Source organism: Jeotgalibaca caeni, from assembly GCF_028863945.1.
Classification (GTDB): Bacteria; Bacillota; Bacilli; order Lactobacillales; family Aerococcaceae; genus Jeotgalibaca; species Jeotgalibaca caeni.
Genome location: NZ_JARBEA010000004.1, coordinates 44,809 through 65,650, shown reverse-complemented (window position 1 = coordinate 65,650; position 20,842 = coordinate 44,809). Strand labels below are relative to the sequence as shown.

General features: G+C 40.9%; 20 protein-coding genes and 1 other RNA gene. 5 read left to right on the top strand and 16 right to left on the bottom strand.

The window, feature by feature from the left end; genetic code table 11:
• Positions 1–41: 41 nt before the first annotated feature.
• Positions 42–1,808 carry an aspartate--tRNA ligase gene (gene aspS, locus PVE40_RS01545; protein WP_274730104.1) on the bottom strand — a complete coding sequence of 589 codons (1,767 nt, stop codon included), beginning with the start codon at positions 1,806–1,808 and terminating at the stop codon, positions 42–44.
• Between the two features lie 23 nt (positions 1,809–1,831).
• Complete coding sequence (gene hisS / locus PVE40_RS01540) at positions 1,832–3,151, bottom strand: histidine--tRNA ligase (protein WP_274730103.1); 1,320 nt, start codon at positions 3,149–3,151, stop codon at positions 1,832–1,834.
• Positions 3,152–3,588: 437 nt separating this feature from the next.
• Between hisS and PVE40_RS01535 the strand changes: the two genes are divergently transcribed.
• Entirely contained in the window at positions 3,589–4,917 is a 1,329-nt protein-coding gene (locus PVE40_RS01535; RefSeq protein ID WP_274730102.1) for an N-acetylmuramoyl-L-alanine amidase family protein, read from the top strand.
• 37 nt (positions 4,918–4,954) lie between these two features.
• On the opposite strand, the gene dtd is transcribed toward PVE40_RS01535, so the two are convergent.
• The 7 genes from dtd to PVE40_RS01500 all read right to left on the bottom strand — a co-directional run bounded on the left by dtd (position 4,955) and on the right by PVE40_RS01500 (position 11,298).
• A complete protein-coding gene (dtd, locus tag PVE40_RS01530; protein ID WP_274730101.1) occupies positions 4,955–5,401 on the bottom strand; it encodes a D-aminoacyl-tRNA deacylase in 447 nt (148 codons plus the stop codon).
• Positions 5,402–5,419: 18 nt separating this feature from the next.
• Positions 5,420–7,630, bottom strand: a complete 2,211-nt coding sequence (locus tag PVE40_RS01525) for a RelA/SpoT family protein (RefSeq protein WP_274730100.1) — start codon at positions 7,628–7,630, stop codon at positions 5,420–5,422.
• A 126-nt stretch (positions 7,631–7,756) separates the two neighbouring features.
• The gene (deoC, locus tag PVE40_RS01520; protein WP_274730099.1) at positions 7,757–8,437 is read right to left on the bottom strand and encodes a deoxyribose-phosphate aldolase; all 681 of its coding nucleotides are present in this window, start codon (positions 8,435–8,437) and stop codon (positions 7,757–7,759) included.
• Positions 8,406–9,191: a 16S rRNA (uracil(1498)-N(3))-methyltransferase gene (locus tag PVE40_RS01515; protein ID WP_274730098.1), complete on the bottom strand. Its 786-nt coding sequence runs from the start codon at positions 9,189–9,191 to the stop codon at positions 8,406–8,408. The genes deoC and PVE40_RS01515 overlap by 32 nt, the downstream gene beginning before the upstream one ends.
• Entirely contained in the window at positions 9,191–10,144 is a 954-nt protein-coding gene (prmA, locus tag PVE40_RS01510; RefSeq protein WP_274730097.1) for a 50S ribosomal protein L11 methyltransferase, read from the bottom strand. Before prmA ends, PVE40_RS01515 begins: the two co-directional genes overlap by 1 nt.
• Entirely contained in the window at positions 10,131–10,655 is a 525-nt protein-coding gene (locus tag PVE40_RS01505) for a DUF3013 family protein (RefSeq protein WP_274730096.1), read from the bottom strand. The genes prmA and PVE40_RS01505 overlap by 14 nt, the downstream gene beginning before the upstream one ends.
• 16 nt (positions 10,656–10,671) lie before the next feature.
• Positions 10,672–11,298: a DNA-3-methyladenine glycosylase gene (locus tag PVE40_RS01500; protein ID WP_274730095.1), complete on the bottom strand. Its 627-nt coding sequence runs from the start codon at positions 11,296–11,298 to the stop codon at positions 10,672–10,674.
• A gap of 223 nt (positions 11,299–11,521) precedes the next feature.
• Here PVE40_RS01500 and gpsB point away from each other — a divergent pair, with 223 nt between their 5' ends.
• The 3 genes from gpsB to PVE40_RS01485 all read left to right on the top strand — a co-directional run bounded on the left by gpsB (position 11,522) and on the right by PVE40_RS01485 (position 13,519).
• Positions 11,522–11,872, top strand: coding sequence for a cell division regulator GpsB (gene gpsB, locus PVE40_RS01495; RefSeq protein ID WP_274730094.1), 351 nt, complete (start codon positions 11,522–11,524; stop codon positions 11,870–11,872).
• A 20-nt stretch (positions 11,873–11,892) separates the two neighbouring features.
• Positions 11,893–12,262, top strand: an RNA gene (gene rnpB / locus PVE40_RS01490) — RNase P RNA component class B.
• A gap of 108 nt (positions 12,263–12,370) precedes the next feature.
• Positions 12,371–13,519 (top strand): THUMP domain-containing class I SAM-dependent RNA methyltransferase, encoded by a 1,149-nt coding sequence (locus PVE40_RS01485; RefSeq protein ID WP_274730093.1) that lies wholly within the window; start codon positions 12,371–12,373, stop codon positions 13,517–13,519.
• 49 nt (positions 13,520–13,568) lie between these two features.
• On the opposite strand, the gene PVE40_RS01480 is transcribed toward PVE40_RS01485, so the two are convergent.
• The 3 genes from PVE40_RS01480 to PVE40_RS01470 form a co-directional block, all read right to left on the bottom strand.
• A complete protein-coding gene (locus tag PVE40_RS01480; protein ID WP_274730092.1) occupies positions 13,569–13,970 on the bottom strand; it encodes a ribonuclease HI family protein in 402 nt (133 codons plus the stop codon).
• A gap of 6 nt (positions 13,971–13,976) precedes the next feature.
• A complete protein-coding gene (locus PVE40_RS01475; protein WP_274730091.1) occupies positions 13,977–14,204 on the bottom strand; it encodes a cold-shock protein in 228 nt (75 codons plus the stop codon).
• A gap of 91 nt (positions 14,205–14,295) precedes the next feature.
• Positions 14,296–15,522: an MFS transporter gene (locus tag PVE40_RS01470; RefSeq protein WP_274730090.1), complete on the bottom strand. Its 1,227-nt coding sequence runs from the start codon at positions 15,520–15,522 to the stop codon at positions 14,296–14,298.
• 243 nt (positions 15,523–15,765) lie between these two features.
• On the opposite strand from PVE40_RS01470, the gene PVE40_RS01465 reads away from it, so the two are divergent.
• Positions 15,766–16,737: a hypothetical protein gene (locus PVE40_RS01465; protein ID WP_274730089.1), complete on the top strand. Its 972-nt coding sequence runs from the start codon at positions 15,766–15,768 to the stop codon at positions 16,735–16,737.
• Positions 16,738–16,787: 50 nt separating this feature from the next.
• Here the strand turns inward: PVE40_RS01465 and PVE40_RS01460 are convergent, their stop codons facing one another.
• The 4 genes from PVE40_RS01460 to PVE40_RS01445 all read right to left on the bottom strand — a co-directional run bounded on the left by PVE40_RS01460 (position 16,788) and on the right by PVE40_RS01445 (position 20,842).
• Positions 16,788–17,693 (bottom strand): tetratricopeptide repeat protein, encoded by a 906-nt coding sequence (locus tag PVE40_RS01460; protein WP_274730088.1) that lies wholly within the window; start codon positions 17,691–17,693, stop codon positions 16,788–16,790.
• A 76-nt stretch (positions 17,694–17,769) separates the two neighbouring features.
• Complete coding sequence (accA, locus tag PVE40_RS01455; RefSeq protein ID WP_274730087.1) at positions 17,770–18,552, bottom strand: acetyl-CoA carboxylase carboxyl transferase subunit alpha; 783 nt, start codon at positions 18,550–18,552, stop codon at positions 17,770–17,772.
• The gene (accD, locus tag PVE40_RS01450; protein WP_274730086.1) at positions 18,549–19,427 is read right to left on the bottom strand and encodes an acetyl-CoA carboxylase, carboxyltransferase subunit beta; all 879 of its coding nucleotides are present in this window, start codon (positions 19,425–19,427) and stop codon (positions 18,549–18,551) included. The genes accA and accD overlap by 4 nt, the downstream gene beginning before the upstream one ends.
• 41 nt (positions 19,428–19,468) lie before the next feature.
• Positions 19,469–20,842, bottom strand: coding sequence for an acetyl-CoA carboxylase biotin carboxylase subunit (locus PVE40_RS01445; RefSeq protein WP_274730085.1), 1,374 nt, complete (start codon positions 20,840–20,842; stop codon positions 19,469–19,471).

Sequence of the window (20,842 nt, the reverse complement as noted above, 5' to 3'; positions counted from 1 at the left end):
GTACAGACTAGTGTACCACAGCGAGTCTTTTTTGACGCAACCTATTCTTCTACTGAAAGACGTAAGCTTAACTCTTGTAATTGACGATCGCTGATATCAGATGGAGCATTTGTCATTGGATCAGCTGCCTTTCCGTTTTTAGGGAAGGCAATCACTTCACGAATGTTGTTTTCTCCCGCTAATAGCATGACAAGACGGTCTAACCCTAATGCGATTCCGCCATGTGGTGGGAATCCATAGTCAAAAGCTTCTAGCAAGAAGCCGAATTCTGCCTCAGCTTCTTCTTTCGTAAAGCCTAACGCGTTAAACATTTTTTCTTGTACTTCACGAGTGTAAATCCGTAAAGAACCACCACCGATTTCATAGCCGTTTAAGACGATGTCATAAGCTTGTGCTCGTACTTGGCTTGGATTCTCGTCCAGCAATGGCAAATCTTCTGCTCTTGGATGAGTGAATGGGTGATGCAAAGCTACATAGCGATCTTCATCAGCATCATATTCCAATAATGGCCAGTCTACTACCCAAAGGAAATTAAATTTACTTTCGTCAATCATGTTGAACTCACGACCAAATTTCAAGCGTAATTCTCCAAGTGATTGGGCAACTACTTCTTTTTGATCCGCAACAAACATGAACAAGTCACCCGGTTCGCCGCCCATGGCTTGAATAAGCGCTGCTTGGTCTTCTACAAAGAATTTAGCAACCGGTCCGTTTAGTCCGTCTTCGGTTACTTTTATCCATGCTAGACCTTTTGCTCCGTACTGCTTGATGTAATCTGTTAAACCATCCATATCTTTACGAGAATAGTTGTCTGCTTTTCCTTTTAGGTTCAGACCTTTTACTTGACCACCCTTTTCAACAGCTTGCTTAAATACATTGAAACTGGTGGTTTCAGCGAACTCTTGTAAGTCAATCAACTCAAGTTCAAAACGAGTATCAGGCTTATCTGAACCATAGCGGCTCATTGCTTCGTCATAGCTCATTCGTGGGAATGGTAGCGGGATATCTAGATTTAGAGTATCTTTCATTACCTTTTGCAACATGTTTTCTGTTAATGTTTGAATTTCTTCTGCGCTTAGGAAGCTCGTTTCCATATCGACTTGCGTAAACTCTGGTTGACGGTCTCCTCGTAAATCTTCATCGCGGAAGCAACGTACGATTTGGTAATAACGGTCCATACCTGCACCCATTAGCAACTGTTTGAACAACTGTGGCGATTGTGGCAATGCATAAAAGGATCCTGAGTGAACACGAGACGGTACAACGTAATCACGTGCTCCTTCAGGTGTCGATTTGGTTAAGTATGGCGTTTCAATATCCATAAATCCTTCTTCATCTAGGTAACGACGAATGGATTTCGTTGTTTCATGACGTAATTTCAAATTTTGTAACATTTTTTCTCTACGTAAATCGATAAAACGATATTTCAAACGCAATTCATCTGCAGCAAGCTTGCCATCTTCCACTTCAATTGGAGGAGTTTTTGCCTTCGCTAAGATTTTCGCATCAGTTACTTCTAACTCAACCGTTCCCGTTTTGATATTTGGGTTGATTTGATCTGCTTCTCGTTTTACAACGGTTCCTTTTACTTCCAGTACATATTCATGACGGATACTTTCAGCTAACGAAAATAATTCTTGATGATGTGCTTGATTAAATACGACTTGGATAATCCCTTCCCGGTCACGTAAGTGGATAAAGATTAATCCACCTAAATCACGACGACGGTTTACCCAACCTTTGACGGTTACTTCCTGGCCAATATACTCTTCAGTAATCAAACCACAATACTGTGTTCTTTTTTCCATATCCATCACTCCTCAAAAAACAATTATTCTTTCCCAAAAAACTCGTTAAAAGCAGTCATATCGGTTGTATTCGTATTGAAAACACGTTCAAAGTTATTGTAAATTTCATTAAAAGGAACTGAAACTTCTTTTCCAGTCTGCATTACTTTTAATTTTACTGCTTGTTGAGCAAGTTCGTCTTCCCCAACAGTTAGGACTACTTTTGCTTCATTTTTTGCTGCCGTACGGAATTGAGCTTTTGGCTTCCGGTTCATATAGTCACGGTCAGCCGAATAACCGGCATTCCGAATTGCTTGAACCAATTTCAGGGTAGCTACATTCGTTTCTTCACCAATTCCCACAACATAAGCATCTAGTTCATATAAAGCAGGAATTTCAATCTCTTGTTTTTGAATCAACAAGATTAAACGTTCTAGCCCTAAGCCAAAACCAAACCCTGGATCACTTGGACCACCAAGTTCTTCTACCAAGCCATCATAACGGCCTCCGCCACAAATTGTAGTTTCCGCTCCAAAAACCTTAGAAGAAGTCATGATTTCGAAAATCGTATCTTGGTAATAATCCAAGCCGCGTACCATATTGCTGTCGATTGTATAGGGAATGTTTAATTCTTCTAACATCATTTTTACCGTTTCAAAGTGTTCCTTTGATTCGTCAGATAGAAATTCCAGAATATTAGGTGCATTTTTAACGATTTCTTTGTCACGTTTGTCTTTGCTATCCAGCACACGCAATGGATTGGAGTGAAGACGTTTTTGTGAGTCGGCACTTAGTTCCTCGAAGAAAGGCTCCAAGTAGCTGATCAATGCTTCACGGAAACGAAGACGATCCTCTTTTTTACCCAACGAATTCAAAACTAATTTCAAATCTTTGACACCAATTTCAGCTAATAATTCCCATACTAACGCGATTGCTTCAGCATCTACTGCAGGATTAGCACTACCAAGAGCTTCTACTCCTAGTTGATGGAACTGACGGCTTCTGCCCCCTTGAGGACGCTCGTAACGGAACATAGGACTCAAATAATAAACCTTTAATGGTTTTGGATATTCAGGCCCAAATAATTTGTTTTCTACGTAGGCCCGTACAATAGGTGCTGTCCCTTCTGGCTTCAAAGCCAGGCGACGATCTCCTTTGTCCATAAAATCATACATTTCTTTTTGGACAATATCACTTGTATCACCCACACTACGCGTGAATAAGTCATAGCTTTCAAATAATGGTGTACGAATTTCTGAATATTGATAATCGTGCATAAAAATACGTGCAGTTTCTTCGACATATTGCCAAATTGCCATTTCATCTAAATAAATATCTGCCGTTCCTTTTGGACGTTGGATCATGGATTTTTTCTCTCCCTCTACTATACTTCCCCTATTTTTAACGAAAAAAATAGCCCTATCCCCATATGGGAAAGGACGTTTTTGGACGTGGTACCACCTTGATTCGAGAGTATAAGGACTCTCCTTTAGCAAATAACGCTTGCCGCGTGATAGCTTTGCACTACCAGTCCTCCAACTTGTCTTTCGAAAACAATCCTCTGGAATAGTTTACAGCCACGACTATTCTCTCTATACAGATTCAGTGTCTCTACTTTCGTCTTCTCAGGATAAAATATTACATCTAAGATACAAGATGCGAAGCGGGTTGTCAAGCTAATCATGAAAAAACGATTAAAATAAAAATGTTTATAGATAATATGAAAAGGCTTTGCATATCTTTTCAAAGGTTTGCTATAATACTATACAAAGAGTTAAGAATTACAGGAAGGGGGGCGAAAATGAAACACATACGTATTAGCAGGAAGGTCTTACTTATTCTCCTTGCTGTGTTCTTTATGAGTGTAGGCTCACTTGGAACCGTTGCTCTAGCAAATTATACAAATATTGTTGTAGAAGCAAGTGTAGTCAACGTTCGACTCGGTCCTGGACTAAGTTATGATATGATGACACAAGTACAAGGCGGCACAGTCGTGAATGTGCTGGCTGAAAAAAATGAGTGGTATAAAATCCGATTGGATGATGGACGAATTGGCTGGATTGCAAGTTGGTTGGTTAATAACACTGAAGTGACTGCATCGCAGAACCTCATTGCCACGATCACTGCATCGAACGTAAATGTACGAGCAGAAAACAATGAAGAAGCAGAAATCGTTGGTACTGCCGTTCAAGGTGAAACATTCCAATTACTTTATGAAGAAAGTGGCTGGAGTCAGATTCACTATGAAGGACGAATCGCTTGGGTATTATCTGACCTTTTAGAAATTAGCCCTGGGACGACAACCCCTCCAGAAGCGGAAACTTCCGTAACGGAAGAAGGCATAACAGAGAGTGCCAGCTCATCAGAACAATCGATTATTATCAGTAATGATGCCGTAAATATTCGTTCAGGTCCTTCATTGGATTCTGAAGTCTTATTAACTGCACAATCGCTTGAGACATTCCCTTATGTCGGTACTGAAGGAGATTTCTATCAGATCCTTCTTCCTGATAACCAAACAGGATATGTAGCAAATTGGTTGGCAGAGTTACAAGAAGCAAACGAAGAAATCGAACTACCAAAAATCACCACCCTTCTCTCTGAAGCAACAATCGTTATCGACGCAGGTCACGGTGGAACAGATCCTGGTGCAATCGGTTCTTATTTATATGAGAAAGAAGCGACAATGGAGACGTCAGAGAGAGTTGCGGAGCGCTTGCGAGCAGAAGGGGCGAACGTAATCTTAACACGTACCGGTGATGAATCGATTTCTCTTGAAGAACGGGTATATCTAAGCAACAGTTATCAAGCGGATCTCTTTATTAGTATCCACTATGATTCAACTCCGGAAGGTGTATTCCGAACGGGAACAACCACATATTACTATTCTGATTCCGATATGCACTTGGCTGAATTGGTAAATGAAAAATTAACCAACAACCTGCCTTTACCAAATAATGGCACAGCGTTCGGAAACTACTTGGTACTCCGTGAGAATGCACAACCGGCTCTACTACTAGAGCTTGGTTATATGAATAACGATAGTGATGTATCAACCTGTGACAGTGAGTATTATCAAGGGTTAGTTGCAGATAGCATTTACCAAGCATTAGCAGAATATTTCCAATAAACAGTAAAAAGCTCGGCTTCTCAGCCGAGCTTTTTTGCTATTTTTTTTTACTATCGATTAAAATTGTTACTGGTCCATCATTTACTAAGGAAACATTCATATGTGCACCAAACTGTCCGGTTTCAACATGGAAGCCTGCTTCTCGCAATTGTTGGTTCAAGGATTGATACAGAACTTCTCCTATTTCAGGACTAGCGGCCTCAATAAAGCTTGGTCGGTTCCCTTTTTTTGTATTAGCTAATAAGGTGAACTGTGAGATGGATAAGATTTCACCCTCTACGTCTTTTAACGATCGGTTCATCTTTCCTTCTTCATCTTCGAAGACCCGTAAGCTACTAATTTTCCTGGCGAGGTATTGAACATCCTCCTCAGAATCTTCCGTCCCTACGCCAACCAGCAGCATGAACCCTTGTTGGATTGATCCAATGATTTCTCCTTCGACTTCAACTGCTGCTTGGGACACTCTTTGAATAACAACACGCACGAAACGCGCCCCCTTTCTTTAAGAAGTTACCCTTCGTACGCTATATACATCAGGAATATTTTTGATTTTATCTACTATTTTGTCTAGTTGACTTAAGTTTTGAATACTTAATTTAAGGGTAATGGTAGCAATTTTATTGTTGTCCACTTTTCCATTTATGCTATTCAAATTTTTCGTCATCGAATTGATGACATGCAAGATTTCATTCAGCAACCCCGAACGATTGTATCCTTCAACCATCAATTCCGTTTCATAATCAATGGAATTCGAACCTGTATCTTCCCATTCTACATCGATTAAACGATTTCGATTTTCCTCAGAAACTTGCACATTTGGACAATCCATCCGGTGAACAGAAATCCCTCTGCCTTTTGTAATATAACCGACAATTTCATCTCCTGGAACAGGATTACAACAGTGACTGATGCGGATGAGTAAGTTGTCGACCCCTTGGATAATGATGCCGCCCTCATGACGGATTTTCATTTTCGATGGTTCTTTTTTGTTCTTTTGTTCAATCTTATCGATTGATTGTTCTTTTTGAAGTTGATCTCGCTGCTTTCTTTGTTTTTCAGTTAACCGGTTTGCTACGATAAACGGAGACAGCTCACCAAAACCAATTGCTGCAAAGACATCACTCTCAGTTGGCATGTTAAACCGCTGGGCAGCATCTTTCATAGCAGGTTTCGTCAGGAAATCTTTCGGTGAGAATTCCATATCCTGCAGTTGCTTCTCCAGCATAATGCGGCCTTTTTCAACATTTTCTTCGCGGTCTAGTAACTTAAAGAACCGTTTAATCTTGTTTTTCGCCTTATTGGTCGTAACAAGGTTAATCCAGTCACGACTTGGCCCAAATGAATTCGGGGAGGTCATGACTTCAATAATATCGCCGTTTTGTAACTTATAGTTTAACGGCACAATCTTGTTGTTGACCTTGGCACCAACTGTTTTGTTCCCTACTTCCGAGTGCACATTAAAAGCAAAGTCTAATGGTCCAGCGCCGCTTGGCAGTTCCATAACGTCCCCTTTTGGTGTAAACACATAAACTTTATCTTTGAAGATATCTTCCTTCACACTCTCAACAAACTCACTTGCATTGCGTGAGTCATCTTGTAAGTCAATCAGATCACGGAACCAATTTAATTGTTTCTGAAAGTCATTTTCATCTAACTTGTTGCTTGTTCCTTCTTTGTAAGCCCAGTGAGCAGCAATCCCGAATTCAGCAATGCGGTGCATTTCTTGCGTTCGAATTTGAATTTCAACCGGAGAACCTTGTGGCCCAATAACCGTCGTATGCAGAGACTGATACATATTGGCTTTCGGCATCGCAATATAGTCCTTGAAACGGCCCGGCATCGGTTTCCACTTGGTGTGGATTGCGCCTAAGACCGCGTAACAGTCTTTAATCGAGTCAACAAGGACCCGTACCGCCAGCAAGTCATATATTTCATTAAACTGTTTCTTTTGGTCTTTCATTTTGCGATAGATGGAATAAATATGTTTAGGACGACCGTATATTTCTGCATCAATTTTCAATTCTGTAATGGAATCGGAAATTTTTTGAATAGTATCTTCAATAAAAGCTTCTCGTTCATCACGTTTGGTATTCATTAAGTGAACGATGCGGTAATACTGCTGTGAGTTCAAATAACGTAATGCTGTATCTTCTAGCTCCCATTTTATCCGATTAATCCCTAAACGATGAGCCAAGGGTGCATAAATTTCAATCGTTTCATTGGAAATACTCCGCTGTTTTTCTGGCGTATGGTATTTCAAGGTACGCATGTTATGCAATCGGTCTGCTAGTTTGACCATGATGATCCGGATGTCATTCGCCATTGCCAATAACATTTTCCGGTGATTTTCTGCTAATTGTTCTTCATGAGACTTATACTTAATTTTCCCTAGTTTGGTTACACCATCCACCAAAATAGCGACTGTTTTGGAAAACTCTCTTTCAATATCTTCTAAACTATAAGGAGTATCTTCGACAACATCATGCAAGAATCCTGTTGCAATTGTATCAGGATCTAACCGTAACTCTGCTAAAATAGCAGCCACTTGCGTTGGATGGACAAAGTAAGCTTCCCCGGATTTTCTGTATTGATCTTCATGAGCTTCTTCGGCAAAATCAGCAGCTTTTTGGACAAATGCCACATGCGATTGATTCATATACGTTGCGCATAAATCAATTACTTCCTGCTTCGTATAATTTTTGATTTTCGGCATATTGTCACTCCTTCTTGTCTGATTAGTATTCCTATTATACTCTAGATTTCACAATAAATCTATGACCCTGTTTTCAATCAATGGATACAAAAAAACTGGACTCCTAACTGGTCCAGTCCTTGCTTATTATCTTGTTGCTTCCATCCACTCATCAACAATTTTTTTACCACTGGAAGCTCCTAAACGCGTCGCACCTGCTTCTATAAACGCTACGGCATCTGCGTATGTACGTACGCCACCGCTTGCCTTAACACCCATTTCAGACCCAACTGTTTCACGCATCAAGCGAATATCTTCCAGAGTAGCTCCGCCGTTTGCAAAACCAGTCGAGGTTTTCACAAATTCTGCACCTGCCTCTTTCGCAATGCGGCAGGTTTCTGCCTTTTCTTCATCGGTAAGAAGAGCAGTTTCGATAATGACTTTAAGAATTGCATTTCCCTTAATTGCTTGAGCAATCGATGAAATTTCAGCTTGCACAGTCTCGTAGTCGCCATCTTTTACTGCACCAATATTTACTACCATATCAATTTCATCAGCACCATTTTGCACAGCTTGTTTTGCTTCGAAGGTTTTAACTTCTGCAGTATTCGCTCCGTGTGGGAAACCAATCACCGTACAAACCTTGACATCAGATGCATCTAAGAATGCTTTTACTTTTTTCACCCAATAAGGCTGTACACAAACAGACATAAAGTTGTATGCGATTGCCTCTTCACACAGTTCTTTTATTTCGTCTTCTCTTGCGTCTGGCTTTAGCAAGGTATGATCAATATATTTATTCAGTGTCTCGATGATAATCTCCTCCATTCATTAATTCAAAATGATATGATACTGCCGCTAGTGCATAAAACGGAGCGGTCTCCGTACGCATAATACGCGGCCCTAGCCCACAGGTGAGGAAGCCGTGATCTTGGAATACTCTAATCTCACTCGGATCTAAACCACCCTCAGGACCAAAAACCAACAACAGTTGATCACCAGGCTTCATTTGCTGCAAGGTTGCCGCAAAGTTCCCCAATTCTTGTTCTTTTGCGTCTTCTTCATAAGCAACTAATTTGTGCGAATGTCCCTCTGCAAATTGTACCAGTTCTCGAATGGACATCAAATCTTTGATAACCGGCACATGACGACGATGAGATTGTTCCGCTGCTTCCTGAGCAATTTTTTGGAATCGTACGAGTTTCTTCTTCATCTTATTTTCATCCCACTTCACCACCGAATGTTTCGCAGCAAAAGGAATAATGTTGGTAACGCCAAGTTCTGTTGCTTTTTGAACAATTAGATCAAGTTTATCACCTTTCGGAAGTCCACAAGCAATCGTAACGGTAATGGGCAACTCGCTTTCCTTTTCTTCATCCGCCAGCCAAGCAAGTTCAACAGCATCCTCAAAAAGTTCGACAATCTCCGCATAGGCACTTTTTCCCGCTGGATCTGTCACTAGTACTTTTGACCCGCTCTTAAAACGCATCACATTCTTCATATGGTGGACAAAGTCACCCGATACTTTTATCGTTCCTTCTGGAAAATTATGTAAGGATTCAGGAATCATGTATCTTTGCATCAGTCTTCCTCCACTTGTTTTTTGCAGATGAAGCAATGCCAATCGCCGCTTATTTTTTCTTGCTCGATGACAAAGCCTTGATTGAGGAGTGCTTCTACTAATTCTGCCTTCTTCGAATGGATAACGCCTGAAAGAATAAACGAACCGTTCTCTTTTAGATTGTTCCATGCATCTTCAATCATGAGCATTAAAATCTCAGCTAAAATATTTGCTACAATTACATCAGCTTCTGCATTTTGGATGCCGGACAATAAGTTATTCGCCTCAACGACAACGTCCTTCGCATATTCATTCCAAGCAATATTAGTTTTAGATTGGCGAGTTGCAACTTCATCAATATCGAAGGCATATACTTCTGTAGCTCCCAGAGCTTTTGCGGCAATACTTAAGACCCCAGACCCGGTCCCGACATCCAGTACTTTTTCGCCACCTCGTAAGGTTGTTTCTAAAGCTTCTAAGGATAGACGTGTCGTTGGGTGGGTTCCTGTCCCAAAAGCCATACCCGGATCCATCGTAATGAGCTTTTCGTCTGGTTCTTGTGGTTCATACTTTTCCCAAAAAGGAACTACCGTTAAATAACGCGTGATTCGAATAGGGTGATAGTATTGTTTCCAAGAATGTTCCCAATCTTCCTCTTTGACATCATTGACGATTAATTCATATTTACCTAGAGACAAATCAATCTTTCTCATCTCTGTCATTTTCTCACGTATCGCACGCAAGGTATCCGCGAAGGATTCACTTTCGGCGAAATAAGCTTTTACAAGTACATCGTGCTCTTTTTCAGGCATCGGTCGGTAATCCTTTAATTGTCCGAATCCATCATCTTGTAGCATGATGTAATCCATTTCGTCCTCAATAGCAGTCCCCTTCGCACCAACTTCCATAAATAAATTCGCTGTCGCATCTGCTGCTTCAGTAGTCGTTATGATGATGACTTCATTCCAATTCATTGCTTCCCACCACATCTTCTGTAATATCTGAAGGATAAGAATAGATTGTATAGTCGAATCTACCCGTGTCCTTAAGTGTCTTTATTGTAGCTTGAAAGTTGTCATCATTCCATACCATTTCAAAACGAGATTGGTTTTCATCGACAATAAACTCTTCAAGTTGCGTGATTGCTTGTCCAACAGTTAACCGTAAATTTTTACATAGTGCTTGAATTGTTCCACCGTACATCCCATCAGGCTCATCAAATTCAATCGCAGTAATATAGTTATCATTGCGAATCTGCGCTAGGTGTACATCGTAAAGGAGAATCGCATCTTCGAAGACAAACTTCGAACCCACATTCAGCACCCCATAACGATCTGTTAGTTTTTGGCCTTCCTCTAATTCAACAGGAATCATCACTAATAGTTCAATCATATGCTTTTGCTTGAACCATTCAATTCGCCACTCGCACGGAAAATGTAAATCCTCCATCGTTTCCTGAATATAACTAATCATACTTTTTTGCATTCCATTTGCCCCCTTTTTATTTCCAACCGTAGTTCGAGTCAATCATGCCTTTTCTTCTTGAAACATATGGATTCCCAGCGACATAGTACCGTAAGGGATGATCTGTCCAAATTCCTTTATTCGGAATACCAATCCGCGGTGAAGTGGCTACTTGAACCGGATCTCGTCTGATAATAGGATTGATAAAGAGATCTGAGCTGAAAATACTCTTTCCGTACTGTTCTTTGTTGACCCCCATTGCCTTGGTCAAGTTCCCCGGTCCGTTTGTTAATTGAAAGCCTTGTTTCTGCCTACGTGAAGTCATCAAGTCTGTCCCTTCATACGGTTCAATGGCGCGAATCAAGATTCCTTCTGGATTACCTATTTCCTGGGTGATCAGATTTAATAGAGCATGTGTATGCATCACATATACATAAATGGTCCCCGGTGCTTGGAACATAGCCTCCGTACGTTTGGTCCGTCTTGCTCCGTAACTATGGGCAGCCATGTCTAATACTCCAAGATAGGCCTCTGTTTCAACGATAAAACCAGAAGTTCGACCTTCTGCCGTTTCATGGACCAATAACCTTCCTAACAATTTTTGAGCAATCTGCTCGGTTTTGTAAGAACCAGTAAACAAATCTTCGACCATATTGTCATCCATTCTCTTTTTTTATTTCCCCTTTATAGTACCAAATTAAAGAGAACTGCACTAATATTCTACTATGTTTTCTGTTTTAATTCCTTTCCTACCTTAAAGGAACCTTTTCGCTGTTATTGTAAAGAAGCTTTCAATTTGCTATAATGAATGAGAACGATTAATGAAAATAATACTTCTGAAACAATCATTTTCTTGAAGAAAAAGAAAAATGAACGGGGTGCGATGGATGGCAGATAAAAACTTAACTACAAAAGATATTTTACAAAAAGAATTCAAAAGCTCCATGAGAGGTTACAATGTTAGTGAAGTGGATGAATTTTTAGATTTAATTATTCGTGACTATGAATCTTATCAAAAAGATCTCACCTACTTGCAAAGTGAGAACGAACGTTTACGTAACCGCGTAGACGAATTGACCAAACAAGCAGCTGTTGGCAAAAGAACGCCTTCAACTCCAAATGCAAGTGCTGGTGTAACAAACTTCGATATACTGAAACGTCTATCCAATTTGGAAAAACATGTTTTTGGTTCGAAGCTTGAAGACCGTCATTCCGATGATGATCTTGTAAACGACTAAATAACTATTTTCACTCTGTAAATTCTGGGTAATCGCGGCCTTCTTTATGTTGGCTGAGGAAAGTCCATGCTCGCACAAGCTGAGATGCTTGTAGTGTTCGTGCTTAGCGAAAAAATAAGCTAAGGCAGTCGAGAGACTGACGGCAGAAAAAACAGCTAAGGAGAAATCTACGCTGGAGTATTCTTGAAAGTGCCACAGTGACGAAGCAACAAGGGAAACCTTGTTGGTGGAACGGGTAAACCCCTCGAGCGAGCAACCCAAACTTTGGTAGGGGCACTCTTTACGCGGAATAAAACGTTAGAAAGAGGTAGCGCATTGCGCTGCAGATAGATGATTACCTCAGCGGAAAAGTGCCTGAATTTTCCGCGAGACAGAACATGGCTTACAGGAATTTACAGAATCAGGTTTATTGTTGTTTAACTACATAGCGAATAAATTATCGAGGGCGGGACACTGGTCCTGCCCTCTTTTTTCATTACGAAACGAAAGGAGTACATTATGACCAACTATCAATTAGTAGCAACGGTTGCCAGCGGGATTGAAGCTGTGACTGGAAACGAATTAAAAGAAATGGGTTATCAAGTCGAAGTAGAAAACGGAAAAGTTTTTTTCCAAGGTTCTACTGCGGATATCATCAAAACCAACTTATGGCTACGAACAGGAGATCGAATCAAAATTGTTTATGGCTCTTTTCCGGCAAAAACATTTGATGACCTCTACGAGAAAACAAAAGCATTGCCATGGGAGGATTTATTACCGATGGATGCAGCCTTTCCTGTATCTGGGAAGTCGCATAAATCTACTCTTTACAGTGTGCCCGATTGTCAATCCATTGTTAAAAAAGCAATTGTAGATCGCCTCTCCTCTTTCTATCACCGCCGCGCGCGCTTGCCTGAAACTGGAGCGACTTATCCAATTGAAGTAGCAATTTTGAAAGATCAAGTTTCTATTACAGTCGATACATCAGGGTATAGCTTGTTCAAACGTGGCTACCGAACCGAAAAAGGTGGCGCACCGATTAAAGAAAACATGGCTGCTGCTATGGTTCTTTTAACAAACTGGTCACCTGACAAACCTTTTTATGACCCTACTTGTGGTTCCGGAACAATTCCGATTGAAGCAGCACTTATTGGATTAAACATCGCTCCTGGACTGGAACGCGATTTTGCTGCGGAAGATTGGAGTATCTTTGAAGCAGACGAATGGGACAAGCATCGTAACGAAGCAAAGCTGGCAGCTGACTTCTCTGTCGAATTGGACATCATGGGTTCTGACATAGACACGCGCATGATTGAGATTGCCAAACGAAATGCCGCAAAAGCAGGCGTCGAAGACTTTATCAGCTTCAAACAACTGCAACTCAGCGACTTCCAAACCGACAAAGAGTACGGCGTGATTGTTTCTAACCCTCCTTATGGAGAACGACTTGAGAATGAAGAATATGTAGAAAACTTGTACCGCCAAATGGGTGACACTTATCGTTCGTTGGATACGTGGAGTAAATATATTCTCACCAGCGATTTGGACTTCGAGAATTTCTATGGCCAAAAAGCAACGAAGAAACGTAAACTTTATAATGGTCGTCTACGGACCGATTACTTTCAATTCTGGGGGAAACGTCCACCTAGAAAACCAAGAGAAGAATAACCGAAAAATCCCACCTGCCCTATATACATATATAGAGCAAGTGGGATTTTTATTTTTTGTTTGGATAAAGTGATCGTCTTGCAAGTTGATCGGCACCTTTGTTTTGCTTATCTGGCACCCATTGCAAATGAAACTGTGGAAAGTTCCTCAATAATTCAAGGCATTTCTCCAGTATCATCCGATGATTTTCTTTTTTTGTATAACGCTTTTCAATTGAATCGACTAAAATCTTGCTATCTGAATGACAAAGAATGAGCTGTTCTTGTTTGTTTTCTTTTACCAATCTTTCTAGTAAAACGTGTAAGGCTAAAAATTCAGCTTCATGATTATCGTAGTACAAAGGCAAAGGTTCACTAATTTGAGTCTGGTTTCCTTCCTCAATCATCAATATTCCAATTGCAGCTGTCTTCGTTAACGGATTCGACGCTCCATCTATATATACACGCAACATTAATCTCTAGACCTGCTCCTTTGTGTCTTCTTCCGCAACTCTTACATCCGTTGCTTGCGGACCTCTAACTCCTTCAGCAATTGTAAAGGATACTTGCTGCCCTTCATTTAGAGTCTTGAACCCTTCTTGGTTGATTCCGGTAAAATGAACAAAAATATCTTCCTTCGTATCAACCGTTTCGATGAAGCCATAACCCTTTTCGTTACTAAACCACTTAACGATGCCGTATGCCATGGTAGCTCCTCCTTTGTCTGGTTGCCTCTTCCATCACAACCTTCAAAATTCATTATAGGTCTAAAAAATAACGCTGTCAACAAACGGGTTTTTAGCGAGAAACGGATGTAGACTCTTTATTCAATGGAACAAGTTCTGGCTTGAGACGGTTCAAGCGCTCTGTAGATGCAATCATTATTACGGCATAACTAATCAAGAACACAGGCATAAACCCAGTGGTTGTTCGAGAAGCAATCATTCCGAATAAGGGAGGCAGGATGGTTGTGCCCGTATAACCAACAGCCATTTGGTATCCCATAATCGTTTGAGAGTTCTTTTTGCCGAATCGTGCCGGAGTTTCATGAAGCATACTTGGGAATATTGGCGCTAAGCCAAATCCGATTGTAATATAGCTCATTAAGGAAATAACGTTCGGTAAAGGTAATATCAATAAGATGACACCCAATAGAGCAATCATCTGCCCTGCTCGGATGAGCTGGCGGTTGGTCAGCTCAAAGGAAACAAATCCTGAAACAAATCGCCCAATGGTAATCCCCAAGAAATAAAAAGAGACCCATCTTGCCGCTTGGGCGGGTTCAATATTCTTAACATCTACTAAAAATGTGCTGCCCCATAATCCTACCGTTTGTTCGATTCCCGAATAGAATAAAAAGGTGAAAAGAGCATAATTTACTCCCTTCATCTTGAAGGGATGCAGGGAACTCTCCTTTTCCAATTCCGGATGATGGGGTTGTGCATGATCTGTTTCTACTATGAATTTTTGTTTCCTGCTCACTTTACTCCAAATTGGTAACGTCAAGAGAAGGACGGCACTTAGAATAAATTGGAAAATAGCAATCAAAAAATAGCCGTCTCTCCAGGAATTACCGTTCGCCATGTATTGCGCCAACACGATTGGCCCAATTGTAGCTCCCACTCCCCAAAAGCTGTGCAGCCAATTCATATGATGCGCTTGATAATGGACTGAAATAAAATCATTTAATCCGGCATCTACCGCCCCCGCTCCCAATCCAAGCGGCAAAGTGAATAAGAAAAGCCACGAAAGTGAAGGTGCGAAATGAAAACCAAGCAATGCTGTAGCGGTCATCAGCACACTGACCATGGTTACTCTTCCTGTACCAAACCGATTTAACATTCTTCCACTGAATAAACTGGATAATATCGTTCCTACTGAAACCATGCTGAATAAGTATCCTGCTGCCTCCATCGGTGCGTCTAAAGTCGTTTGCATGACAGGCCAAGCAGCACCTAAGACGGCATCTGGTAAACCTAAGCTGATAAAAGCAATATAAATAATAATCAAAAGGAAGGTTGCCATTCATTTACCCCTTTCTACAATTGTTGTAGTTAGACTTAAAAAAGTATAGCACACGCATTTTTGAGAAACAACGAAGACTGTTCGTTTATTATTTGCGAATTTCTTAGCTTGGTGGCAAACTAAAAGCAGGAGAATTCAAGGGAGGTTCCGATATGAGAAAGAAACAACTATTTTTCATTCTTGCAAGTTTCATTGCTGTAGGAAGTTGATTATGTTGTCTTTCATAATCTTGCTGACGGCAGGATGCGGTATTATATCGATGAAAATGAAAATCATTTTTATTCCAATCGTATGGATCGTACCTTCTCCTTCTTAAGCGAGTACGCTCAAGATTTGGAAATGAATGAGAATGATGGAAAAATTGAAATTACAGGAGTAGTTTCTGAAATCAATCGTGATCTCTTTGATGCATTTTGGATTGACCCACACGCTTATCTCTATCGTTATTTCTATCAGCCACTCCATTTTTCCCTTCTCCTCGAAGAGGATACCAATCTTCCCTTGCAATTGACCTTGCAAAATACAGAGGGAGAAAAGATTGAAGACGATGAATTACTCAAACAAAAAAGTTCATTTACCCTGACTTTCTCAGGCTATAATGAAGCTGCATATGCATTCGAAATCCCCACAAAAGAAGAAACTTTGTATGCTCCAAATGGATTCTCTGATTTTGAGGAAGCATTCGTTAACGATACCACCATTGCTGCCCTTCCAGAAATAATAGAAGCACCTGTCGATAGTGGAAAGCTTCAATTGTACGAATCGATCATCACCTTACCTGTTACTGGTCAAGAACTACTTGATTTAGGCTTCACTCCTGAGATTGAAAGAACAGAAGACTTAATAGAGTTGGTCTTTAGAAAAGAAAAATTAATGCTTCGTGCCACAACTGCTATCCCGTTCGAAGGAACCGAATCGCCGGCAGAAGTGGAGATAACTGGTCTTTCTCTTGACCAAGAAGCAATTGATACGAAAGAAGCTCCTATTTATTTCCCTGGAGGTATTTCGCTGGGTACTTTCCTTGAAGATTTGGATAGAATAGTATCTTCCCCAACATTGATTGAATTGGCTGGTAGTGATACCTTCCATGAGGCGTCCTCCTACTTTCATGAATGGAGAGATGAAGATCCCCCACTCACCTTCTCTCTCGGCTACTCGGTGAATCCTGAAACCAAACAAGTAGATTATTTACGTTATAACCTTTATAAACCATAGAGAAAGTGCCATGAAACGTATTTTGATTTCAACGTTTCATGGCACTTTTCTTATAAATGAGTAAGCAAATCTAAATCAGCTTCTACTGTTCGTATATTTTGACTTAATTCGCTTGCATCATTCAGCAATGTTTCTTCACTTGTATCGCGTTCCCATTCTTCAATGGAGTGGAAGGCTTCTCTTTCAAAAGGATAAACGTAGGCGCAATGTAAGAAAAAGGTTTCAGTTTGACTTAACTTCTCTAACCCTTCTTGAAAAAACGAAGAGTATTCAAGCGGCATCAATGTAGAAAAATCGATTTCTTTTTGATAGGACTTTTTGGTGATCGGGATCCATTCTTTCACGCCTCGTTCTAATAGTAAATGAATAATTTCCGTTTTGAGTAGAGGGTGTAAGGGTCCAATAAGCAGTCGTTTTGAAAGGGGAAGTAGGTCCTTTGTTTGAAGCTCTGGTAATTGTTTGACAAAATGCAGCTGCTGCAAAGTTGATTGGTCTTCAATATGTTTCCCTTCGAGTAGAATTGCTTGTTGCTTAGCAGCTTTTTCTGCTTCCTTTTGGCGTTCCACTTGAGCAAATTTCTCTTCAAACATGGTTTGAAGTTGCTGGTATTCACTCTTATTCTCGAGTAATAAACTTCGTTGCTTCATTTGTTCTCTAGCTTGATCCAGCCGTTCCGTTTCAATGAGCAGAGTAATCAGTTCAATATCGATTGGTTCAACCTTACTTGATTCAAAAAGCATGGGTTGATACGTACGTACGCACACTAAGGCTTCTTCAAGTTGATTACGGTCTTTCAATAAGGTTACGCATAAACATAAAACATCGACATCCACTTGAATCGAAAGGGCCTTTTCTAAACATTCAGTAGCCAATTGGGTATTACCTACTTCTAGTGCCTGCATCGCTTTTTCAAGATAAGTGTGATAATTTTTGGGAAATGGTACTGGTGGATTCATCGTTCTCTCCTTTCCAACCATCTAAGCATAACAAAAAAAGGGACAGAAAAAAATGTTTTTCTGTCCCTTCTCTATTCTAATACATACGGAATCTTGCTTGTCGTTGTTGGATTACTTCTTCTTCGCTCCACTCGGACATTTCCGCCAATGCTTGGATAATATCTTTGCGTACATTATGGATGACTTCTTCTCGCTTTAGTTTAACTTTACGTCGACTCTCAGGAATGATGCGGTCAACTACGGTTAATTCCAACAAATCGGTTGGCGTTAACTTCATAATTTCAGCAGCTTCCTTGCTACGTGAAGAGTCCTTCCAAAGAATTGAAGCAAAACCTTCCGGGGAAAGAACAGAGTACATCGCGTTCTCCATCATCCAAACTTTATTTCCCATTCCAAGAGCCAGAGCGCCACCGCTCCCGCCTTCCCCAATAAAAATCGATAAAATCGGTACTTTTAATTGAGACATCGTCAATAAACTTTCAGCAATTGCTTCACCAATCCCACGGTCTTCTGACTCTACATCACAAAAAGCTCCTGATGTATTGATAAAAGTAACCACTGGACGATTAAACTTTTCGGCTTGCTTCATAAGTCGAATGGACTTCCGGTACCCCTCTGGATGAGGAGAACCAAAATTACGATATACATTCTCTTTTAAGTCATGTCCCTTTTGAGTACCAATGATGGTTACTGGTTGGCCTTCTAATGTAGCGATTCCGCCAATAATAGCGGGGTCGTCCCCAAAACGACGGTCGCCATGTAATTCAAAAAAGTTCTCAAATAATTCTTCTGCCCATTCTTTTGCCGTCAAACGATCTATGGCTCTTGCTTTATTTACGATTTCATTTGCATCTGTCATGTTCCGCTCTCCTCCATCACTGTGCAATCCATATGGATGGCCAAAAGATGTCCAAGAACAAAACGCAACTGCTTACGCGGTACGATACGGTCAATAAAGCCCTTCTCTAAGAGATGCTCTGCCGTTTGAAATCCTTCTGGAACAGAAGCCTTAATCGTTTGCTCGATGACTCTTTTCCCAGCAAACCCGATTGTTGCACCCGGTTCAGCTAAGATAATATCCCCCTGCATAGCAAAACTAGCAGTAACGCCACCTGTAGTTGGATCAGTTAGCACGGTTATATACAAGAGGCCAGCTGCTTGATGGTTTGCCACAGCTGCACTTACTTTTGCCATTTGCATCAAGGAAAGAATTCCCTCCTGCATCCGAGCTCCGCCAGAAGCGGTAAAAACAATCACTGGCAGTTGTTCTGCCAATGCCTGTTCAAACGCACGAGTGAGCTTTTCTCCTACAATCTTCCCCATGCTTCCCATAAAGAAATTAGAATCCATCACACATAATACTGTCTCTGCCCCTTGGATTAATGCTTTCCCAGTAACAACCGCTTCGTCTATTCCAGCCGATAATTTTGTTCGCGCCAGCTTCTGTTCATACCCAGGAAAAGCTAAGGGATTTTCGATTGGCATAGCCGAATTCCACTCTTCGAATGTGTCTTTGTCAACAATCATGGCAATGCGTTCGTGAGCGGAAATACGAAAGTTATATTGACAGTGGGGACAGATTTTCTCATCCCCTAAGTCCTTGCTGTAGATTGTTTTACTACAGTTCGGACATTTTTCCCAGAGACCTTCTGGAACGACTGGTTTTTGGACTTCTTCGTCATTTTGATAGGAAGGCTGCAACGGGATGTAGGGACGTTTGCGAAATAACTTCATATCCTCACCTCTTGCTTCTTCGTATACTCTCTTCTCTTACCCTAGTTTCGGGGTGTTTGAGGTTGCCAAGTTGGCAAAAAAACATTTTGTAAATAATCTGTATCAAATTGACCGGATACAAACCGCTCATCTTGGAGAATCGCTTCTTGGAAGTATTGATTCGTATCAACACCATGAATAACGAGCTCCTGCAATGCGCGTTGCATTTTCGCAATCGCTTCTTCGCGGTTCTCCCCTTTGGTAATAATTTTCGCAATCATGGAATCATAGAAAGGCGGGATGGTATAACCACCGTACATCGCGCTCTCTACCCGTAAGCCATTACCACCACTTGGTAAAAATAGATAATCAATTTGACCAGAAGACGGTCGGAAATTTTCTGCAGGATTTTCTGCATTAATACGGCATTCAATCGTATGACCTGTCAAAGTAACATCTTCTTGCTTGATACTGAGCGGTATGCCGCTTGCAATACGCAATTGTTCCTTCACAATATCAACTCCAGTAGCCATTTCTGTAACTGGATGTTCAACTTGAATACGTGTATTCATTTCCATAAAATAAAACTTTTCATCGCTGTCCACAAGGAATTCAATGGTTCCTGCGTTAATATATCCTACATGCTGAGCAGCACGTACAGCAGTTTCTCCCATTTCCTGTCTTGTTTGATCGGAAATAAAGGTAGAAGGTGCTTCTTCCAGCACTTTTTGATGATTCCGCTGCAGCGAACAATCCCGCTCACCTAGATGAATCACATTTCCATGCTCATCAGCTAAGATTTGCATTTCAATATGACGAGCTGGACTAATAATCTTTTCGATGTACATCCGGTCATCACCAAAAGCAGCTTTTGCCTCTGCTTTCGCTTGAGAAAATAAAGGAATGAGTTCTTCGGGAGCCATTACTTTACGCATCCCTTTTCCTCCACCACCTGCTGCTGCCTTCAGAATAACAGGATAACCTAGTTCTTTTGCTTTTATTTCAGCTTCTTCAGCTGTATGAATGTAATCCTTGCTTCCAGGAATAACAGGAACTTCAGCTTCTATCATCGCATTACGGGCATTGGATTTATTACCCATCAAATCAATGGTTTCTGCTTTGGGACCAATGAATTTAATATTCATTTCCTCACACATCGTAGCAAAAATGCTATTTTCTGAGAGGAATCCAAATCCTGGATGGATGGCCTGTGCTCCTGTCACAACTGCTGCACTTAAGATACTGGTCATATCTAAATAAGAATCCGTTGCACGAGCAGGGCCGATACAAATAGCCTCTGTCGCCAGTTGTGTATGCAACGCTTCACGATCTGCTTCAGAATAGACAGCAACCGTTTGGATTCCCATTTCATGGCACGCTCGAATGATTCGAACGGCGATTTCCCCGCGATTTGCTATCAAAACTTTTTTCAGCAT

Coding starts and splice junctions, on each gene's coding strand:
- aspS (WP_274730104.1), bottom strand. CDS start 1,808: ATGGAAAAAAGAACACAGTATTGTGGTTTGATTACTGAAGAGTATATT.
- hisS (WP_274730103.1), bottom strand. CDS start 3,151: ATGATCCAACGTCCAAAAGGAACGGCAGATATTTATTTAGATGAAATG.
- PVE40_RS01535 (WP_274730102.1), top strand. CDS start 3,589: ATGAAACACATACGTATTAGCAGGAAGGTCTTACTTATTCTCCTTGCT.
- PVE40_RS01525 (WP_274730100.1), bottom strand. CDS start 7,630: ATGCCGAAAATCAAAAATTATACGAAGCAGGAAGTAATTGATTTATGC.
- deoC (WP_274730099.1), bottom strand. CDS start 8,437: ATGGAGGAGATTATCATCGAGACACTGAATAAATATATTGATCATACC.
- PVE40_RS01515 (WP_274730098.1), bottom strand. CDS start 9,191: ATGCAAAGATACATGATTCCTGAATCCTTACATAATTTTCCAGAAGGA.
- prmA (WP_274730097.1), bottom strand. CDS start 10,144: ATGAATTGGAATGAAGTCATCATCATAACGACTACTGAAGCAGCAGAT.
- PVE40_RS01505 (WP_274730096.1), bottom strand. CDS start 10,655: ATGCAAAAAAGTATGATTAGTTATATTCAGGAAACGATGGAGGATTTA.
- PVE40_RS01500 (WP_274730095.1), bottom strand. CDS start 11,298: ATGGATGACAATATGGTCGAAGATTTGTTTACTGGTTCTTACAAAACC.
- gpsB (WP_274730094.1), top strand. CDS start 11,522: ATGGCAGATAAAAACTTAACTACAAAAGATATTTTACAAAAAGAATTC.
- PVE40_RS01485 (WP_274730093.1), top strand. CDS start 12,371: ATGACCAACTATCAATTAGTAGCAACGGTTGCCAGCGGGATTGAAGCT.
- PVE40_RS01480 (WP_274730092.1), bottom strand. CDS start 13,970: ATGTTGCGTGTATATATAGATGGAGCGTCGAATCCGTTAACGAAGACA.
- PVE40_RS01475 (WP_274730091.1), bottom strand. CDS start 14,204: ATGGCATACGGCATCGTTAAGTGGTTTAGTAACGAAAAGGGTTATGGC.
- PVE40_RS01470 (WP_274730090.1), bottom strand. CDS start 15,522: ATGGCAACCTTCCTTTTGATTATTATTTATATTGCTTTTATCAGCTTA.
- PVE40_RS01465 (WP_274730089.1), top strand. CDS start 15,766: ATGCGGTATTATATCGATGAAAATGAAAATCATTTTTATTCCAATCGT.
- PVE40_RS01460 (WP_274730088.1), bottom strand. CDS start 17,693: ATGAATCCACCAGTACCATTTCCCAAAAATTATCACACTTATCTTGAA.
- accA (WP_274730087.1), bottom strand. CDS start 18,552: ATGACAGATGCAAATGAAATCGTAAATAAAGCAAGAGCCATAGATCGT.
- accD (WP_274730086.1), bottom strand. CDS start 19,427: ATGAAGTTATTTCGCAAACGTCCCTACATCCCGTTGCAGCCTTCCTAT.
- PVE40_RS01445 (WP_274730085.1), bottom strand. CDS start 20,842: ATGCTGAAAAAAGTTTTGATAGCAAATCGCGGGGAAATCGCCGTTCGA.